At 43.2% G+C, this 18,195-nt stretch carries 15 protein-coding genes and 1 tRNA gene; 14 read left to right on the top strand and 2 right to left on the bottom strand.

Annotated elements, in window-relative coordinates:
- Positions 1-46 precede the first annotated feature (46 nt).
- Together NST56_RS18525 and NST56_RS18520 are read left to right on the top strand one after the other, a co-directional pair.
- Complete coding sequence (locus NST56_RS18525; protein WP_010331989.1) at positions 47-631, top strand: carbonic anhydrase; 585 nt, start codon at positions 47-49, stop codon at positions 629-631.
- Positions 632-649: 18 nt separating this feature from the next.
- A complete protein-coding gene (locus tag NST56_RS18520) occupies positions 650-2,260 on the top strand; it encodes a SulP family inorganic anion transporter (protein WP_168748821.1) in 1,611 nt (536 codons plus the stop codon).
- Between the two features lie 31 nt (positions 2,261-2,291).
- Here NST56_RS18520 and NST56_RS18515 read toward each other — a convergent pair whose 3' ends face one another.
- Positions 2,292-2,612 carry a MazG-like family protein gene (locus tag NST56_RS18515; RefSeq protein ID WP_268504596.1) on the bottom strand — a complete coding sequence of 107 codons (321 nt, stop codon included), beginning with the start codon at positions 2,610-2,612 and terminating at the stop codon, positions 2,292-2,294.
- Positions 2,613-2,729: 117 nt separating this feature from the next.
- On the opposite strand from NST56_RS18515, the gene NST56_RS18510 reads away from it, so the two are divergent.
- The 10 genes from NST56_RS18510 (at position 2,730) to pgmB (ending at position 15,314) form a co-directional block, all read left to right on the top strand.
- A complete protein-coding gene (locus tag NST56_RS18510) occupies positions 2,730-3,305 on the top strand; it encodes a TIGR00730 family Rossman fold protein (RefSeq protein WP_010331986.1) in 576 nt (191 codons plus the stop codon).
- A 153-nt stretch (positions 3,306-3,458) separates the two neighbouring features.
- Positions 3,459-4,409, top strand: coding sequence for a LacI family DNA-binding transcriptional regulator (locus tag NST56_RS18505; protein ID WP_010331985.1), 951 nt, complete (start codon positions 3,459-3,461; stop codon positions 4,407-4,409).
- A 107-nt stretch (positions 4,410-4,516) separates the two neighbouring features.
- Positions 4,517-6,286 carry a glycoside hydrolase family 13 protein gene (locus NST56_RS18500; RefSeq protein ID WP_339178350.1) on the top strand — a complete coding sequence of 590 codons (1,770 nt, stop codon included), beginning with the start codon at positions 4,517-4,519 and terminating at the stop codon, positions 6,284-6,286.
- Between the two features lie 94 nt (positions 6,287-6,380).
- On the top strand, positions 6,381-7,634 hold the full coding sequence (locus NST56_RS18495; RefSeq protein ID WP_339178347.1) for a maltodextrin ABC transporter substrate-binding protein: 1,254 nt from the start codon (positions 6,381-6,383) through the stop codon (positions 7,632-7,634).
- 40 nt (positions 7,635-7,674) lie between these two features.
- Entirely contained in the window at positions 7,675-8,982 is a 1,308-nt protein-coding gene (locus tag NST56_RS18490) for a sugar ABC transporter permease (protein WP_339178344.1), read from the top strand.
- Positions 8,983-9,819: a maltodextrin ABC transporter permease MdxG gene (gene mdxG, locus NST56_RS18485; RefSeq protein ID WP_339178342.1), complete on the top strand. Its 837-nt coding sequence runs from the start codon at positions 8,983-8,985 to the stop codon at positions 9,817-9,819.
- A gap of 4 nt (positions 9,820-9,823) precedes the next feature.
- On the top strand, positions 9,824-10,714 hold the full coding sequence (locus tag NST56_RS18480) for a DUF1189 family protein (RefSeq protein ID WP_339178339.1): 891 nt from the start codon (positions 9,824-9,826) through the stop codon (positions 10,712-10,714).
- Positions 10,686-12,959, top strand: coding sequence for a glycoside hydrolase family 65 protein (locus NST56_RS18475; protein ID WP_339178336.1), 2,274 nt, complete (start codon positions 10,686-10,688; stop codon positions 12,957-12,959). Before NST56_RS18480 ends, NST56_RS18475 begins: the two co-directional genes overlap by 29 nt.
- A complete protein-coding gene (locus tag NST56_RS18470) occupies positions 12,952-14,637 on the top strand; it encodes an alpha-glucosidase (protein ID WP_339178334.1) in 1,686 nt (561 codons plus the stop codon). The genes NST56_RS18475 and NST56_RS18470 overlap by 8 nt, the downstream gene beginning before the upstream one ends.
- Positions 14,634-15,314 (top strand): beta-phosphoglucomutase, encoded by a 681-nt coding sequence (gene pgmB, locus NST56_RS18465; RefSeq protein WP_268472079.1) that lies wholly within the window; start codon positions 14,634-14,636, stop codon positions 15,312-15,314. The genes NST56_RS18470 and pgmB overlap by 4 nt, the downstream gene beginning before the upstream one ends.
- Before the next feature lie 116 nt (positions 15,315-15,430).
- On the opposite strand, the gene clpP is transcribed toward pgmB, so the two are convergent.
- Positions 15,431-16,027, bottom strand: coding sequence for an ATP-dependent Clp endopeptidase proteolytic subunit ClpP (gene clpP, locus NST56_RS18460; RefSeq protein ID WP_003326811.1), 597 nt, complete (start codon positions 16,025-16,027; stop codon positions 15,431-15,433).
- A gap of 280 nt (positions 16,028-16,307) precedes the next feature.
- Here clpP and NST56_RS18455 point away from each other — a divergent pair.
- Together NST56_RS18455 and NST56_RS18450 are read left to right on the top strand one after the other, a co-directional pair.
- Positions 16,308-16,383: transfer RNA gene (locus tag NST56_RS18455), tRNA-Arg, on the top strand.
- Positions 16,384-17,836: 1,453 nt separating this feature from the next.
- On the top strand, positions 17,837-18,151 hold the full coding sequence (locus NST56_RS18450) for a hypothetical protein (protein WP_229149357.1): 315 nt from the start codon (positions 17,837-17,839) through the stop codon (positions 18,149-18,151).
- Positions 18,152-18,195 lie beyond the last annotated feature (44 nt).

The raw sequence follows: 18,195 nt of genomic DNA, 5'->3' as shown, positions 1-18,195 counted from the left end.
AGGCAAGAAGGCTTGCAAAATCATATGGATGGGAGATGAATTTAGAATGGTTTCTTTAACATCAATTTTGGAACACAATCAGCAGTTTGTCAGAGAGAAGAAGTACGAACCCTACAAAACGACAAAATTCCCTTCAAAAAAGCTCGTTATTGTTACCTGTATGGATACAAGACTCACAGAACTTCTTCCGCAAGCAATGGGGCTTAAAAACGGCGATGCTAAGATTGTAAAAAACGCGGGAGCCATCGTTTCTCACCCATTTGGAAGTGTCATGCGCAGCATATTGGTCGCCGTTTATGAATTGCAGGCGGAAGAGGTTTGCATCATCGGCCACCATGAATGCGGGATGTCAGGCCTGAATGCTACCTCAATTCTAGAAAAAGCAAAGGAACGCGGGGTAGAAGCAAGCTGCCTGAGTTTACTTGATAGCGCCGGATTAGATTTGAAAACCTGGCTGACCGGCTTTCACAGTGTGGAAGAAAGCGTTTCCCACAGTGTCAATCTGATCAAGAATCATCCGCTTCTGCCAAAAAAGCTGCCGGTTCACGGGCTTGTGATACACCCGGAGACAGGCAAACTTGACGTCGTGATTAACGGTTATGAAACTGAGTTCATAAAGACTAATTCATAAGGGAGGTTTTAACAAAATATGCGATTCTCTGGGAGATTCAAGGGATACAATTTACAGAAATTTCAGAAAGACCTGATTGCAGGTATCGTAGTAGGAGTCGTGGCAATTCCTTTAGGTATGGCGTTTGCCATTGCCTCGGGAGTCGAGCCTGAATATGGGCTGTATACTGTTGTTGTGGCGGGGATCTGTATTTCTTTGTTCGGGGGATCTAAATATCAAATAGGCGGTCCGACAGGCGCGTTTGTCCCGATTTTATTCGGTATCGTGATGCAGTATGGGCTGGAAAATCTGCTGATAGCGGGGTTTATGGCAGGCGTCATGCTGGTGCTGTTCGGATTGTTTAAGCTCGGCAAAATTATGAAGTACGTGCCGAAGCCAGTTATCGTCGGATTTACGGCTGGAATCGCCGTGTTAATCTTCACTGAACAAATCGCTAATTTTCTCGGTTTGAAAAATGTAGAAAAACATGAGAACTTTCATCACAACATGTTTGAAATTGCACAGAAGCTCGGCACCTTTAACGGATATGCCATTTTGACAGCGGTCATCGGACTTGTCATTTTGCTTGTATCCGCCAAAGTGATGCCAAAGATACCCGGAGCTTTATTGGCTCTTCTCATTTCCACGCTTGTTGCGGTTGTGTTTTTCCCTGACCGCATGGCAACGATTGGCTCAACCTATGGAGAAATTCCTCGCCATTTGCCGGAATTTCAGTTTCCGGAGCTGACAATAGATAAAATGGTCATGCTGTTTCCGGCAGCGCTTGTCATCGCGCTTCTTGGCGGCCTCGAGTCCATATTATCCGCGATGGTTGCCGATAATATGAAAGGGTCAAAGCACGACAGCAACAAAGAGCTTGTCGGCCAGGGGATTGCGAATATGGCCGCGCCGCTGTTTGGCGGAATCCCGGCTACCGGAGCGATTGCGCGGACGGCAACCAATATTAAAAATGGAGCGGTTTCACCTGTCTCAGGTGTCGTTCACGGCGTCGTGGTTCTTCTCGTACTGCTTGTATTCGCGCCTTATGCTTCCCACGTTCCGCTTGCAAGTATGGCGCCGATTTTGATGGTTGTCGCATGGAATATGAGTGAGCGGAAGGAAGTCGCAAACATGCTGAGACTGAAAAACGCCGATTCCTTCATTTTAGCCGCTACCTTTGTCCTGACGGTTCTGTTCGATTTAATCGTCGGTGTGGCGACCGGATTGTTGCTCGCATTTGTGTTCTTCATCAGAAGAATGAGCGAAGCGACCCGTATTCACAATCAGGAGTCTCATCCAGCTCTTGCGAAAGCGGCTAAGAGGGAGCAGGGGACAGATCCTTCAGTCAGCATGTACTCCATAGAAGGACCGCTGTTTTTCGGATCGATTGATTCACTTGAATCGTCACTGTTAGAGCATGTACAGAAAAAGCCGAAGACCCTCATTTTGCTCATGAATAAAGTGCATTACATGGATACATCCGCAGAAGCAGTGCTTGGGAACGTTATGAACCGAATTAAACGCCACAACGGAAAGCTGATGATTGTAGGACTGCAGTCTCAGCCTAGGGAGCTGCTTCATAAAACAGGCCTATTTCACAAAATAGGGAAGCAGCATTTCTTTGATCATCATGATGAAATCACAGGGTGAAAAAAAACGGCCGATTGCGGCCGTTTTTTTTTTATGCATGCTCAAATCGTTTTGTCAGTTTTTCTTGGTGGGCTTTCATTACGTCACCTAATGAAACGCCGTACATATCAGCAAGGATGGCGATATTCCCGATGACGTCTCCCATTTCTTCAATCAATTCTTGTTTTTGCTCAGCTCGTGTCAATTCTTTCTCATCCGGCCGGTCTCTGCCGATTTCATACGCCCGGACAGCCCGTGCCAGCTCTCCGGCTTCCTCCATTAAAAACCCGACTCGAATAAACGGTCCGTATTCCGTCCAGCCCCTTTTTTCGTAAAACTCTTTCATCCATTTTTCAGCATCAGCCAGCTGCAACATCATCACTCCTGCATTCTTTATGTATTTCATATTGATATTATCACATGAAGGTGGGACAATATATAGTGTGTTTTTTTGAATGTTAACACGATATATAGATGCGGAGATGACAAGATGAAAACAATTTGTGTATTTGCGGGCTCAAACCCGGGGGGAAATGAAGCGTATAAAAGAAAAGCGACGGAGCTTGGCGTGTATATGGCAGAGCAGGGAATCGGCCTGGTATACGGGGGCTCTCGTGTAGGTTTGATGGGCGCGATTGCCGATGCATTAATGGAAAACGGCGGCACTGCAATTGGAGTGATGCCGAGCGGCCTGTTCAGCGGAGAGGTTGTCCATCAAAATCTGACAGAGCTGATTGAAGTCAACGGCATGCATGAACGAAAGGCAAAAATGAGCGAACTGGCTGACGGCTATATCGCCATGCCTGGCGGTTTCGGTACATATGAAGAATTATTTGAAGTGCTTTGCTGGGCGCAGATCGGCATTCATCAAAAGCCGATCGGACTGTATAATGTCAACGGATATTTTGAACCGATGATGAAAATGATCAAATACAGCATTCAAGAAGGATTTTCTAACGACTCTCATCTTAAACTGATCCATAGCTCTTCACGGCCCGATGAGTTAATTGAGCAAATGAAGAACTACTCATATCCGATTTTAGAGAAAAAGTGGACAGAAATTTAGTGAGCAATCAAAGCTGATTATTACAATGTGAGGTTTCCTGTAGGAAATCTCTTTTTTAGTTTCTTTATGGTTACATAGTATAATTTACTATAATAAAGGACTTTTTCACTAGTTTGGATAGGCGTAATAAGCACAGGTGAGGAGGGGATGAAAATGGCAACATTGTCAGATGTGGCGAAAAAAGCAAATGTTTCGAAAATGACGGTATCACGAGTGATCAATCATCCTGAGACGGTGACAGACGAATTAAAAAAGCTTGTTCATTCCGCGATGAAAGAGCTGAATTACATCCCTAATTATGCGGCAAGAGCGCTCGTGCAAAACAGAACACAGGTTGTCAAACTGTTGATTCTCGAGGAAATGGATACGACAGAGCCGTATTACATGAACTTGCTGACCGGAATCAGCCGGGAGCTGGACCGCCGCCATTATGCTTTGCAGCTTGTGACAAGAAATTCTCTTAATATTGGTCAATGCGACGGTATTATTGCCACTGGCTTGAGAAAGTCCGATTTTGAAGGTGTGATCAAAGCTTTTGAAAAACCGCTAGTCGTATTTGGGCAAAATGAAATGGGCTTTGACTTTATCGATGTGAATAACGAAAAAGGCACTTTTATGGCAACACGCCATGTCATGGGACTGGGCGAGCGGGAAGTTGTCTTTTTTGGCATTGATTTAGATGAGCCTTTCGAACGTTCAAGAGAACAGGGGTATATTCGTGCGATGAATGAAAGCTTTAACAAAACGAATATGTTTCGGATCGATAACAGTTCTAAGAAAAGTGAATGCCTTGCAAGAGAAGTACTGAAATCCATGGACAAACAGGCAGCGTTTGTCTGCGCATCCGATCGAATCGCGCTCGGCGTCATTCGTGCGGCGCAATCTCTTGGGAAACGAATTCCGGAAGACGTTGCGGTTACCGGGAATGACGGTGTTTTTCTTGATCGCATCTCCTCGCCCCGGTTGACTACAGTCAGACAGCCAGTAGTTGAAATGGGTGAGGCCTGTGCGAGAATGCTGCTGAAAAAAATGAATGAAGGCGGTGCTCCCCAAGGACATCTATTTTTTGAGCCGGAGTTAATCGTGCGTGAATCGACTCTGTAAGAGCCTTATTCTGTTATCGATAACAAGGCAACAAGGATTGTTCCTGCGATTTCATCATGATACTTTCAAAATTGAACCGGATTAAAACGGAAATCAAAGGGGGAGACATGATGGAATATGCAGCGATTCATCATCAGCCATTCAGTTCTGATGCTTATTCTTATGACGGGCGGACAGTGCATATCAAGATTCGGTCGAAAAAAGGTGATGCCAATCACATTCGATTGATTTGGGGCGATCCTTATGAGTACAACGATGGCAGGTGGGCGGCAAACGAGCATCCGATGAGGAAAATCGCCGCAACGGACATGCATGATTATTGGTTTGCTGAAGTGGTGCCGCCATTCAGGCGTTTGCAATATGCGTTTGTTGTAACAGACCATCATGAAGACATCTTTTTTGGAAGCTCAGGTGTATGCCCTTATAACGAAAAAACGCTGGAGACGATCTATTATTATTTTAAACTTCCATTTGTTCATGAGGCCGATACATTCCAAGCGCCTGAGTGGGCCAAATCAACGGTTTGGTATCAAATTTTTCCGGAGCGTTTTGCTAATGGAAGAGAAGACTTATCGCCGGAGAATGTATTGCCGTGGGGGAGCAAAGATCCGGACGTCAATGATTTTTTTGGAGGAGATTTGCAAGGAATTGTTGACAAGCTTGATTATGTAGAGGATTTAGGGGTGAACGGAATTTATTTAACTCCTATTTTTTCCGCGCCTTCTAATCATAAATACGACACGCTGGATTACTATTCCATTGATCCGCATTTTGGAGATCCGGAGCTTTTTCGCACATTGGTCAGCCAGCTTCATCAGCGGGGGATGAGAATTATGCTTGATGCTGTTTTTAATCATATAGGCAGTGCTTCTCCGCAGTGGCAGGATGTCGTGAAAAACGGAGCTCAATCCCGCTATAAAGACTGGTTCCATATTCACTCTTTTCCTGTCACAGAAGGCAATTATGATACATTTGCGTTTACTCCCGATATGCCGAAGTTACATACGGCTAATCCCGAGGTACAGAGATATTTGCTTGATATTGCTTTGTATTGGATTCGCGAATTTGACATTGACGGCTGGCGTTTGGACGTGGCAAATGAAGTGGATCACGCTTTTTGGAAGAGATTCAAGCAAGCCGTATCAGCAGAAAAGCCTGATATTTATATTCTGGGAGAAATCTGGCATTCTTCCGAACCTTGGCTAAGAGGAGATGAATTTCATGCGGTGATGAACTATCCTTTTACAGAGCCTATGATTGAATATTTTGCTGACCGGGCGATTCCAGCCTCGCGTATGGCCCACCGGTTAAATGCACATTTGATGAATGGGATGAAGCAGGTCAATGAGGTGATGTTTAATTTACTGGACAGCCATGACACAAAACGCCTTTTGACCAGATGCCGAAATGACGAGAAAAAAGCACGCGCTTTGCTGGCCTTTATGTTTGCCCAGACAGGTTCACCATGCATCTATTACGGAACGGAAATCGGGCTGGACGGCGAAAATGATCCGTTATGCCGGAAATGTATGGTTTGGGACAAAGAGAAGCAAAACCAAGAGATGCACACATTTATGAAACGGTTAATTGCTTTACGCAAACAGGAAAATACTGTATTAACTGAAGGAACTCTTGAGTGGAATCTGCTGGATGACCAAAACAATTTTATTCGTTTTTCACGGACTCTTGATGAAAAAAAACTGATTTATTTCTTTAATCAAGGGGACGCGGCTCGACATGTCAGTTTGCAAGATTTGAATATTGAAAGAAATAAGAAAATCTACGATGCATGGACAGAGCAGCCGCTTCATCATAGCGATGTGATTGCCATTCAGCCGGGAGAATTTTTTATTTTGGGTGCTGCCGCCCCTAGTTAAATTCTGTTATCGGTAACAAATCGAAAGATGTTGTAACCGCTTTCTGCAGAGCCATACAATTGTTATAGATTCATAAATAGAAGGGGGAAAAGAGATGGTAGTTTTTAAAAAGGCCTTCGCCTTATTGGCAGCATCAGTCCTGACATTCGGCCTTGCCGCCTGCTCAAGTTCAAAAGATCCGGCAAGCTCTGACGGCAAAAAGGTACTGACTGTGTCTGTTGAAGAAACCTATAAAAAATACATTGAAAGCATCAAAGCAAAGTTTGAAAAAGAGAATGATGTCACAATAAAAATTGTTGAAAAGCAAATGTTCGATCAATTGGAAGCGCTTCCTCTCGATGGTCCGGCGGGGAATGCACCTGATGTGATGCTTGCAGCATACGACCGGATCGGCGGTTTGGGCCAGCAGGGACATTTGCTAGACATTAAGCCATCTCATACAAAAAGTTTCGGCGATAAAGAAATGCAGCAGGTGACGGTTGACGGAAAGGTGTATGGAATGCCGCTGGTTATTGAAACACTTGTTTTATACTACAACAAAGATCTTTTAAAAACAGCACCAAAAACATTTAAAGACCTTGAAAAATTAGCAAAGGATTCCCGCTTTGCGTTTGCTTCAGAAAAAGGAAAATCAACCGGATTTTTAGCGAAATGGACTGACTTTTATATGTCATACGGTTTATTGGCGGGTTACGGCGGATACGTGTTTGGGAAAAACGGCACAGATTCCGGGGATATCGGCCTGAACAATAAAGGGGCAGTAGAAGCTGTGAAATATGCGGAGACATGGTTTAAAACCTATTGGCCAAAAGGCATGCAAGACAATTCAAGCGCTGATGATTTTATTCAGCAGATGTTTTTAGATGGCAAAGCGGCTGCTATCATCGGCGGACCTTGGTCAGCTGCCAACTATAAAGAGGCTAAATTGAACTACGGAGCGGCTCCTATTCCGACATTGCCAAACGGAGAAGAATACGCCCCTTTTGCCGGCGGCAAGGGCTGGGTTGCTTCAAAATATACAAAAGAACCCGAACTGGCTGAAAAGTGGCTTGAGTATGCTACAAATGATGCCAATGCCTACGTTTTTTATGACGATACAAACGAAGTTCCGGCCAACACAGCTGCAAGGAAGAAAGCGGATGAGCAAAAAAATGAGCTGACGTCAGCTGTGATTACACAATATGAAACAGCGACACCAACTCCAAATATTCCGGAAATGGCTGAGGTATGGACAGGAGCGGAAAGTTTGATTTTTGATGCAGCTACAGGAAAAAAAGCAGCACAACAATCAGCGGATGATGCTGTAAACGTCATGAAGGAAAATATAAAAGAAAAGTATGTGAAATAAAACGGCGGGGTAGCGTCCGGAAGAATAGAGGGCGAAAAAAATGAATCAACACCACACACATGCAAAGCAAAAACGAAAGGCAGGGCTTTTATCGATCATTCCAGGGCTTGGGCAATTTGCGAATCATCAGTTTTCAAAGGGGATCTTGTTTCTGGTCATCACAGGTTTGTTTGTTTTTGAATTATGCGTTTTCGGTATTCAGGCGCTAACCGGATTGATTACATTGGGGAGTGTTCCCGTTAAAGACCACTCACTGTTTATGCTGATTGAAGGCACACTGCAATTGATCGTGACGCTGATGTTCCTCATGTTCTATATCTTTAATATTTATGATTCGCGTAAGACCGCCGCTATGAAAGCGGCGGGTTTGAAGGTCAATACAACAGCCAGGGACATGATCTGTCATGCAGGAGATAAAGGGTTTCCATATTTATTTACACTGCCGGCATATATCATGATGGTGTTTGTGATTATTTTTCCGGTTTTGGTGACTCTGTTTGTTGCATTAACAAACTATGATTTTTATCATATTCCGCCTAATAGTCTGATTGACTGGGTCGGTTTTAAGAATTTCTTGAATATTTTTCTCCTTGGCTCCTATCGTGAAACATTTGTGAATGTACTGGGCTGGACAATCATCTGGACATTCTGTGCGACAACGCTGCAAATCATTTTGGGTATTGTGACGGCTCTTTTCGTCAATCAGGATTTTATAAAAGGCAAGCGGATATATCGATTGATCTTCTTATTCCCGTGGGCTGTTCCGGCTTTTATTACAATCATGAGTTTTTCCAACATGTTTAACGACAGCGTAGGGGCGATGAATGCACAGGTGATTCCATTATTAAATCACCTGCCGTTTGTAGAGCTGCCGGCGATCGCGTGGAAGACCGATCCTTTCTGGACGAAGACGGCTCTCATTATGATTCAGACCTGGCTCGGTTTTCCTTATATTTATGTTATGGTAACGGGCGTGCTTCAAGCGATTCCAGGTGAACTGTATGAAGCGGCAAAGATTGACGGGGCCACTTTTTTTCAGCGTTTTCAACATATTACATTCCCGATGATTTTATTTGCGACAGCGCCTGTGATGATTACCCAGTATACATTTAATTTTAATAATTTCTCGATCATCTACTTATTTAATGAGGGAGGACCGGGCAGCGCGGGAGCAGGCGCCGGGTCGACCGATATTTTAATCTCTTGGATTTATAAACTGACAACAGGCACATCACCGCAATATTCTGTTGCGGCGGCTGTTACATTGTTAATTTCTTTCATTGTCATAGGAATTTCCCTGATTGCTTTTAAAAAATCGAATGCCTTTGGCAATGAGGAGGTTATGTAGGTGAACGCGAGAACTGCCAGAATGCTCAATAGAATCTGTACCTATTTATTTTTGACGCTTTTAAGTATCGTCATTCTATATCCGCTGCTGATTACGGCAACATCCGCTTTCCGTGTGGGGAATGTGGCGGCTTTTCAGCTTGATTTTTCGGGTTCTTGGACTTTGGACCATTTTAAGCGGCTATTTGACGAGACGCTTTATCTTCATTGGTACAGCAATACAATTGTCATTGCGCTATCGGTCATGGTATTGCAGGTTACGATTGTGACACTCGCCGGGTATACGTACAGCCGCTATCGGTTCTCAGGCAGAAAAAAGAGCCTGATATTCTTTTTAATCATTCAAATGGTGCCGACGATGGCAGCGCTGACTGCTTTTTACGTTCTGGCCATGCTGATAGGCGCCCTCGATCAGTACTGGTTTTTGACAGCGATCTATATCGGCGGCGGAATTCCGATGAACACGTGGCTGATGAAAGGTTATTTTGATACTGTGCCGAGAGAAATTGATGAAGCAGCGCGAATTGATGGTGCGGGACATCTGAGGATTTTCGCATCAATTGTTTTGCCGCTTGTTAAGCCGATGCTTGCGGTACAAGCGCTTTGGGCTTTTATGGCCCCGTTTGGCGACTATTTACTGGCGAAGTTTTTGCTTCGCGCACCGGAAAGGCTGACCATCGCTGTGGGGCTGCAATCATTCATTTCAAACCCGCAACAGCAAAAAGTCGCCCTGTTTGCGGCCGGAGCGATACTTGCCGCACTGCCGATATGCATCTTGTTCTTTTTTCTCCAAAAGAACTTTGTGTCCGGGCTGACAGCCGGCGGAACAAAGGGGTAGTTCGATGAAGAATCTGCAAAATGAAAACTTTATGATTCGCTGCCTGAAAGCGGCCGCATCTCCGTCAGGTGTTTGCCGTTATAGGAATACATTCAGCTGGCTGCAGCTCTCTTTTCTCTTTATGTTTTTAACTGCGTGTTTGATGGCGCCGTTGACGGTTTCGTTTATGAAAATGGATCGCTTTAACGTTCAATCCTTCATGCCGTCAGCTATTCAAAAGGTCAATGATCGATTTGCTGATCAATTACAAGGCTTTCAAATCAAAAACGGAAAATTGACAGGCGGGAAAAGCTCTGATCGGATGGAAGATGGACAGAATTTGCTGGCGGTTGATATGAAGCATGAGTTTAAGACGAGCGGTGAAAATGGACGTTTGAAAGTGGCTGGATATGATAACGCAATTATATTTCAGTCTGATCATCTGATCATCACCGATCAAAATGGAGCGGGGTTTTCTGTTCGCTATGCGAAAATGGACGCTAAGCTTAAGAATCCAAACACCCATGATGTAGAGCGTTTTATCAATAAATGGTGGCTGTCACAGTATAAGCCGATGATCATGATGCTGGCATATGCGGTGATTTTTATGATCCAGTTTTTTTTGACGGCTGTTCTTGCGGGAGGCATGTGGATCACAAAATTATCAAACATGATCTCAATTGCGTCAGTTAAGGAAGCGGCATCTATAGCGATTTGCGCATCAGCACTGCCAGCCTTTGTGGCAGCTGCTGTCGGCATGGTTCATTTTGACTTGATCACTGTATTGATGATCCATTCTTGTGGCGTCACTTTGATGATCTCTTTTGCATTTAGATATTTGACCAAAACCCGCCGTTATAATGGAAACTTACATTCAGGAGGAAATTATGATAAATCAGCGGTTATTCGAGATTGATGAATGGCAAATCAAAACAAAACATTTTCAAAAGGAACATATGCGGCTGCAGGAAAGCCTGACTTCTCTTGCCAACGGCTATATGGGTGTCAGAGGGAATTTTGAAGAAGGCTATTCAGGTGACAGCCATAAAGGCACATATATCGCAGGCGTGTGGTTCCCTGACAAAACGCGGGTAGGCTGGTGGAAAAACGGGTATCCGGAGTATTTCGGCAAAGTGATCAATGCGATGAATTTTATTGGCATAGACTTATATATTGATGGTGAAAAAGTCGATCTCTATCAAAACCAAATCGAATCATTTGAGTTAGAACTTAATATGAAAGAGGGGATTCTGCGGCGTAGCGCTGTTGTCCGCATTCAGGATAAAACCGTCAGAATCAGATCTGAGCGATTTCTTAGCCTTGCTGTTAAAGAGCTTTGTGCAATTCATTACGAAGCGGAGTGCCTGACGGGAGATGCTGTCATTACGCTTGTTCCTTACCTGGACGGAAATGTCGCAAATGAAGATTCTAACTACCAGGAACAATTTTGGCAGGAAGAAGCGAAAGGGGCTGATTCTCACCGCGGCCATGTCATCACAAAAACGATTGAAAATCCATTTGGAACACCGCGTTTTACTGTTTCGGCAGCAATGGCAAACGTGACAGAAGGCTTTGTCAGTGAAAGCTTTCAAACAGCTGGCATGTATGCTGAGAATCGCTACAGCTACCAAACGAAGGCTTCTTTGAAAAAGTTTATTATTGTCACGACTTCCCGTGATGTTCGGGAGGAAGAGCTTTTATCGAAAGGCAAGGAGCTTTTGGCGGATGTTCTAGAGAACGGATATGATGAAGCAAGACAAAGGCACACTGATCAATGGAAGGAAAGATGGGCAAAAGCAGACATAGAGATTAAAGGAGATGAGGAACTTCAGCAAGGAATCCGCTACAATATCTTTCAGTTATTCTCGACATACTACGGGGGCGATGCCCGTTTGAATATCGGGCCGAAAGGATTTACAGGCGAAAAATACGGAGGCGCCGCATATTGGGATACTGAGGCATATGCCGTGCCGATGTATTTGGCTGCTGCCGATCCGGAAGTGACGAAACACCTGCTTTTATACCGTTATCACCATCTGGAGGCTGCCAAACGAAATGCCGCTAAATTGGGATTGAAGGGGGCACTTTACCCGATGGTGACGTTCACAGGTGATGAATGCCACAACGAATGGGAGATCACCTTTGAAGAAATTCACCGCAATGGCGCGATTTGCTATGCGATCTATAATTATATCCAATATACAGGCGACAACGACTATATGAAAGAATACGGGATAGACGTTCTTGTTGGTGTCAGCAGGTTTTGGGCGGACCGCGTTCACTTCTCAAAACGAAAAAACAAATATATGATCCACGGCGTCACAGGGCCGAATGAATACGAAAACAATGTCAACAACAATTGGTATACAAATGTCATTGCGGCTTGGACGCTGGAGTATACATTAGAAAATCTCGAATGGATTTCAGCGGAAAAACGCCGCCTGCTTGATGTGCAGGAAGAAGAACTGAAGGTCTGGAGAAATATCATTCAGCACATGTACTATCCGTATAGTGAAGACCTGCAAATTTTCATTCAGCATGACACATTCTTGGATAAAGACCTGCAATCAGCGGATAAATTAGATCCAGCTGAGCGGCCCCTTTATCAGAATTGGTCCTGGGACAAGATTCTCCGCTCGAATTTTATTAAGCAGGCAGATGTGCTTCAAGGCATTTATCTTTTTCATGACCGTTTTACAATGGAAGAAAAACGGCGAAACTTTGAATTTTATGAACCAATGACTGTTCATGAATCAAGCCTATCGCCCTCTGTCCATGCGGTTCTCGCAGCCGAACTTAAGATGGAAAAGAAAGCGCTTGAATTATGTAAGCGTACAGCAAGGCTTGATCTTGACAATTACAATCATGACACGGAAGAAGGCCTGCATATTACATCAATGACGGGGAGCTGGCTCGCGATCGTTCAGGGCTTTGCCGGCATGCGCATCACGAATGAGACGCTGTCATTTGCTCCGTTTTTGCCGCAAGATTGGGATGGATATTCGTTCAAAATCAATTATCGACACCGCTTAATCAATGTTACGGTTGACGAAAAAAGCGCCATCTGTGAACTTTTAAAAGGCGAGCCGCTGCACATGAAAGTTTATGAGGAGCCGGTTGTGCTAAATGAACGATATGAAAGGAGAACGCCTGATGAGTGAATGGTGGAAAGAAGCTGTTGTTTATCAAATTTACCCGCGCAGTTTTTATGATTCCAATGGAGATGGATTCGGGGATTTGCAAGGCGTGATTCAAAAGCTGGATTACATCAAACATCTCGGGGCTGATGTGATCTGGCTCTCCCCGGTGTTTGATTCCCCGCAGGATGATAACGGCTATGACATCAGCGACTACAGAAACATGTACGAAAAATTTGGGACAAATGATGATATGTTTCAGTTAATTGATGAAGTGCATCAGCGCGATATGAAAATCATCATGGATTTGGTCGTGAACCACACGTCAGATGAGCATGCCTGGTTTGCTGAAAGCCGCAAGTCAAAGGACAATCTTTACCGGGATTATTATTATTGGAAAGATCCAAAAACGGACGGCTCAGAGCCGAACAATTGGGGGTCGATCTTCTCAGGCCCGGCGTGGACATTTGATGAAGGAACAGGGCAGTATTATTTGCACTACTTTTCGAAAAAGCAGCCTGATTTAAACTGGGAAAATGAAGCGGTACGCCGGGAAGTTTATGATTTGATGAGGTTCTGGATGGATAAAGGCGTTGACGGCTGGCGCATGGATGTGATCGGCTCCATTTCGAAATACATCGATTTTCCGGACTACGAAACAGATGACAGCCGCCGCTATATCGTCGGCCGCTATCATTCAAACGGTCCCCGCCTGCATGAGTTTATTCAAGAGATGAACCGGGAAGTGCTGTCTCATTACGATTGCATGACAGTGGGAGAGGCAAACGGTTCCGATACAGAAGAGGCGAAAAAGTATACGGATGAAAGCAGACATGAGCTGAATATGATCTTTACGTTTGAACATATGGATATTGATACGGAACCACATTCGCCAAATGGGAAATGGCAGATCAAGCCGTTTGATCTGATCGCTTTAAAAAAGACAATGACAAGGTGGCAGAACGCGTTAATGAATGTCGGCTGGAATACCCTGTATTTTGAAAACCATGATCAGCCAAGGGTCATATCCCGCTGGGGCAATGACGGCGAGCTGCGAAAGCTGTGTGCAAAGGCATTTGCAACGGTTCTTCACGGGATGAAAGGAACCCCGTTTATTTACCAAGGAGAAGAAATCGGGATGGTCAACAGTGATATGCCGCTGGAAATGTATGACGATCTTGAAATAAAAAATGCATATCGTGAATTAGTCGTTGAAAACAAAACGATGTCAGAAAAAGATTTTCTAAAAGCTGTAACGAAAAAAGGAAGGGATCACGCGAGAACACCGATGCAATGGGATGCCGGAAAACATGCGGGATTTACAGTTGGAGATCCTTGGATAGCGGTAAATTCCCGCTATCATGAAATCAATGTGAAGGAGTCCTTGGACGATCTAGATTCGATTTTCTACTATTACCAGAAGCTCATTCAATTGCGGAAGCAATATAAGATCTTGATAGATGGAGATTATCAGCTGCTGCTGGAGGATGACCCGCAAATCTTCTCTTATATCCGTGAATATCAAGGGGAAAAGCTTCTCGTCGTTGTGAATTTGTCGGAAGACAAGGCGCTGTTCGAATTGCCTCAGGAACTGATTCATGAGCGTTGGAAAGTGCTCATTTCCAACTATTCGCAGGAGCGGGCTGACTTGAAGAGCATTTGCCTCGCACCTTATGAAGCTGTGATGGGCATCAGCATATGAAAGCAGTCATTTTTGATTTAGACGGAGTGATAACAGATACTGCTGAATATCATTTTCTCGCTTGGAGGCACATTGCAGAACAAATTGGTATTCCCTTTGACCGAAGTGTGAATGAAAGCCTCAAAGGAATCAGCAGAGAAAAGTCGCTTGAAAACATACTGATCAGGAGCGGTGCGGAAGCAAAGTATACAAATGCGGAGAAGCAAGATCTCCTGCATCAAAAAAACAAATATTATCAAACGTTGATCAGCAAATTGACGCCGGAAGATCTTTTGCCTGGAATCGGCAGGCTTCTTTGTGAATTAAAAGGCGAAAAGATAAAAATTGGGTTAGCATCTTCAAGCCGCAACGCCCCCGAGGTTTTAAAACGGTTAGAGATTATTAACGATTTTCATGCGATTGTTAATCCAACGGCTCTTGCGAACGGGAAACCTGATCCTGAGATATTTTTAACCGCCGCGGCGCTGCTTGGCGTCTCTCCGGCTGACTGTGCGGCAATAGAAGACGCTGAAGCGGGTATCGCCGCCATTAAATCTGCCGGGATGTTTGCGGTTGGAGTCGGTCATGAACAATCAATGCATGATGCTGATTTGATTGTCAGGCAAACTTGCGATTTGTCGTTTGATGTGCTCAATGAAGAGTGGAAGTCGTATAGAATAAACATTGTTCAAAAGTGAAAGGAGGAGAAAGGGGCTGCATTTCCGATATTTTGTATGTATGTTCACTTGTCAGTATGTAAATTCCTTTAGCATGAAAAAACCTGCAAGAGACATGTCTCTTGCAGGTCGCAGTATTACTTTTGCTCTTCTGTGTTGCGTGTCAAAACCTTATCAATCAAGCCGTATTCCATTGCTTCTTCGGCTGATTTGAAGTTATCGCGGTCAGTATCGCGCTCAATGACTTCAAGCGGCTGGCCTGTGCGTTCAGCAAGCACTTTGTTTAATTTGTCGCGAAGCAAGAGAATGCGTTTCGCAGCAATTTCAATTTCTGTTGCCTGACCTTGCGCTCCGCCAAGTGGCTGGTGAATCATAACTTCACTGTTAGGAAGCGCATAGCGTTTGCCTTTTTCTCCGGCAGCAAGCAGGAACGCACCCATTGATGCAGCCATACCGATACAAATTGTAGATACCTTTGGCTTAATAAACTGCATGGTATCATAAATCGCCATACCGGCTGTGATAGAGCCGCCCGGGCTGTTGATATAAATAGAAATATCTTTTTCAGGGTCTTCTGCTTCTAAGAATAAAAGCTGTGACACGATGGAGTTCGCAACGTTGTCATCAATCGCAGATCCAAGCATGATGATACGATCCTTTAATAAACGAGAATAAATGTCATACGCTCTTTCCCCGCGGTTCGTTTGTTCAATGACTGTAGGTATTAAATTCATAATGCTCCTCCTTCACCTTTTAGGTAAGTATGTAGTTACATGATACATTTTTGGTCAATAAAGGTCAAACAAAAAGCTGGCTTGACATGCAAACTCTTCTCTTTTTCCCATTTTCCCCAAAAATACAACGGTTCAAACCATCGTATGTGAGGTTCTGAAAGAAGATGATGTGTCTTCTTAAAAAAACAGCCCTTTCAAAAAGAGGGTTGTTATTTTAGCTGAAATGCCGTATAATGAGTTATGCTGACGTTATCATCACGCAGTGAAAATATGTCAATATGCGCTCGTAGCTCAGTTGGATAGAGCGGTGGTTTCCGGTACCACGTCTGTCGGGGGTTCGAATCCCTCCGAGCGCGTCCAATAGAACAACAGGAAAGACAAGGGTATGGCATTTGCCGCTCTTGTCTTTTTTGTGTGAAGAGTAATGAAAAACTAAGGATCCTGTTCCCTCTCTCTATATAATTAAAAGAATAAGAGCTTTCTGATGTGTGAAAAACCTCCAGCGGATGTTATAGAGTGCGTGCAACTCTAATGTCCTTGATGCTGCTTATTTAATGCTCGAAATCATTTTTTATACAAAAAAGGGGAAAAGGTTTAAATAAGTATAATATCAAAAAAATAAAACCCGGCAACCTGATTGTTCCTTCTAAGTTAGCAACTCACTTTTCTGCAGTGGCTGTTAAACTTGGAGGTGATTTTTTATGGCGCAAAAAGGACAATATTTTTAAAAGCCGTCAACTTGCTTGGGAAAGGAAACTAAAGGCCTAAGGATACGGAGGTCAACCCAGCTCAAAAATTGGAGTAAAATACGCCGTTATCTTTTGGAAAGAATAAAGTCAGACAACTTTTTTATAGGCTAACCTAAGACTACGTTAAAAAGCGTTCCGATTATATGACTGTTTAGTATCGTTAATGTGTCAAGATAATGATACTATGGTGCAAGACTCAAAGGGTTCGAATGGCAAGGTGGCAAATCTCCATTCGAACCCTTTAGTCATTCTTATAAGGATAACTGTCTGGTTAGTGTATCGAATTGTTTTTCCTCACACCATAGTTTTCCTCATGCCAAACTGAAAAAGAGCTACATAAGAACCTTAAAGATCATTCAGTTCTATCATCAACGATTCCAGAAAAACCTAAGCAACTAATGTACTTCGGTAGAATAACATAATAGACTGGTTACTTAGGTTATTTATAACTGTCTACTTGACAGGGCTAAGATCAACCTACTGGGTATCTTTTTTACGATTATTTTTATTTTTTGGTGCTATGTAGGTCGGGCCACAAACAAATCCTACAACCATAATAACGACTCCTACCCACCGGACAGCATAATAGTCAGTATCACGTAGGAAGACGAATGAAAATAAGGTAATGATTGTCCCAATAATCACTGCAACTGCCCAGATATTACTAGATTTCCTCATTTAAAATCTCCTTTATAACCTTAATGGTTTCAGCTGAGTATTGCGATACGCTGTAAAATATAACATACCGTTGATTAAATGGAAAATCCTAAAGGTAATGATTTGATAGCACTATTTTAACGAATATCAATTATATGGAATTAATATCCGAATAAAAAAGTTCTTAATACCCATTTTAGTTTATTATTTATATTCTGAATATAAAATATAGTCAAAAAAACTACACTTTAGATTTATATTAAACGAATCAATTCAATAAATTCATAGAAATTGAGATTATTTATACCTATAAAATTACACATTTAAATTAGTTTTAAAGATTTGACATATTAAACAATTATTCCTAATATTGGATTTGAATACAAATAAAAGGAGGATTTTTGTGAAACTTAAAAGATTTGTTATAGCTGTTACTATTGGAACTGGGATTCTGGGATCTGTAATGTATTCTTCAGCTTCAGCCGCAACATTAGAGACAAAAAAAGTTGAACTGGAAAATGTCTCTCAGGAGGGCAAAGATGCTAATGCAGCAGGCATTGGAAACTTAGCTCAAAAAGCCTGGGTTTATGGGACTGAAGCTGCAAAGCATTATGGAGGCAAAGCTTTGAATATGTTTTTAGACAATGGAGGGTTAGGTATAACTAAACCTTCAAACGAAGAAGTACAAGATATGGATGTTATCTTTGACAAAAAATAATTGATAAGAAAGGGGGATTATCATAGTCTCCCTTTTTTTAATAG

It is taken from the genome of Bacillus sp. FSL R5-0560 (genome assembly GCF_037966305.1).
Lineage (GTDB): Bacteria > Bacillota > Bacilli > Bacillales > Bacillaceae > Bacillus > Bacillus mojavensis.
This window is presented reverse-complemented; position numbering and strand designations above follow the sequence as displayed.

Coding starts and splice junctions, on each gene's coding strand:
- clpP (WP_003326811.1), bottom strand. CDS start 16,027: ATGAATTTAATACCTACAGTCATTGAACAAACGAACCGCGGGGAAAGA.
- NST56_RS18500 (WP_339178350.1), top strand. CDS start 4,517: ATGATGGAATATGCAGCGATTCATCATCAGCCATTCAGTTCTGATGCT.
- NST56_RS18490 (WP_339178344.1), top strand. CDS start 7,675: ATGAATCAACACCACACACATGCAAAGCAAAAACGAAAGGCAGGGCTT.
- NST56_RS18475 (WP_339178336.1), top strand. CDS start 10,686: ATGATAAATCAGCGGTTATTCGAGATTGATGAATGGCAAATCAAAACA.
- NST56_RS18510 (WP_010331986.1), top strand. CDS start 2,730: ATGAAAACAATTTGTGTATTTGCGGGCTCAAACCCGGGGGGAAATGAA.
- NST56_RS18525 (WP_010331989.1), top strand. CDS start 47: ATGGTTTCTTTAACATCAATTTTGGAACACAATCAGCAGTTTGTCAGA.
- NST56_RS18520 (WP_168748821.1), top strand. CDS start 650: ATGCGATTCTCTGGGAGATTCAAGGGATACAATTTACAGAAATTTCAG.
- NST56_RS18470 (WP_339178334.1), top strand. CDS start 12,952: ATGAGTGAATGGTGGAAAGAAGCTGTTGTTTATCAAATTTACCCGCGC.
- NST56_RS18480 (WP_339178339.1), top strand. CDS start 9,824: ATGAAGAATCTGCAAAATGAAAACTTTATGATTCGCTGCCTGAAAGCG.
- pgmB (WP_268472079.1), top strand. CDS start 14,634: ATGAAAGCAGTCATTTTTGATTTAGACGGAGTGATAACAGATACTGCT.
- NST56_RS18495 (WP_339178347.1), top strand. CDS start 6,381: ATGGTAGTTTTTAAAAAGGCCTTCGCCTTATTGGCAGCATCAGTCCTG.
- NST56_RS18505 (WP_010331985.1), top strand. CDS start 3,459: ATGGCAACATTGTCAGATGTGGCGAAAAAAGCAAATGTTTCGAAAATG.